Source organism: Cecembia lonarensis LW9 (assembly GCF_000298295.1).
Classification (GTDB): Bacteria; Bacteroidota; Bacteroidia; order Cytophagales; family Cyclobacteriaceae; genus Cecembia; species Cecembia lonarensis.
The window spans coordinates 1-944 of record NZ_AMGM01000226.1; the positions used below are offsets into that span (position 1 = coordinate 1).

Consider the following 944-nt stretch of genomic DNA (forward strand, 5'->3'; position numbering starts at 1 on the left):
CTCGGGGGTGGTCGCGTGGATGTGATAGTTCCAGCCGTCGTGCCTGATCAGCTGGGGTAGGGCGCGCGCTGTGCGCAGGATGTTGTTGACGGCCTCGACGGCTTGGTCCTCGTCGAGCACCCAGATTTCGCCCAGTTGGGAGCGCAACTGGCGGACCGAACGAAGCTCCGCGTCGTTGCGCGTACGTGAACCGGTGAACCCTTGCTCATTGAGGAACTCCTCGAGGTCTGCAGAGGTGAGCAACGCGTCCGTCTCGGCGATGGCGGTGTTGATGAGCGCCACGACGGTGCCCAACGAGGCTTCCGTGTCAGGGGCAAAGATCAATGTGACTCCTGTGTGGCTACGGGGATTGACGGATGAACCGGGCAAGATCTAGTGTCATGAGCATACCGAACTTTACTCCTGACAGTCGATTTGGCATCCATGGCCACTCCTACGTCGGATTCCGCCAAGACCCACCAGGGAGCGTTACCCCGTGCCACGCGAAGAGATCACCACGCACCGGCTTCAGCCTGAGCCAGTGGCAACAGCCCGCGCGCCCCGCGACTGGGCGGCGTCGGAGTCGCGCTGTTCTCCTCCGCCGTCTTCGGCGTCTCCGGTTCCTTCGCCAAGGCATTGCTGGAGGCCGGGTTGGAGTCCTGCCGCGGCGGTGACCCTGCGCATGGCCGGGGCTGCCCTGGTTTTGCTGGTTCCCACGCTGCTTGGTGATGCGCGGCAAGTGGCCGCTGATCGCTTCCAATTGGAAGTCGATCCTGCTCTTTGGGCTCTTCGGGGTTGGCGCCTGCCAGTTCTTCTACTTCTTGGCCGTTCGAACGCCTCGATGTCGGGGTCGCGCTGCTTTTGGAGTACCTAGCACCGGTGTCTCATCGTGCTTTTTCTCTTGGATCAGGTTCCGCAAGAGCCCCAAGGCCATCGACCATCGGTGGCGCCTTGCTCTCGCTGGC

1 protein-coding gene is annotated in these 944 nt (G+C 62.7%); it reads right to left on the reverse strand.

The window, feature by feature from the left end; all coding sequences use genetic code 11:
• A partial coding sequence (locus B879_RS23880; protein WP_040401554.1) for an ABATE domain-containing protein occupies window positions 1–324 on the reverse strand: 324 nt, incomplete at its 3' end.
• Between the last annotated feature and the right edge of the window lie 620 nt (window positions 325–944).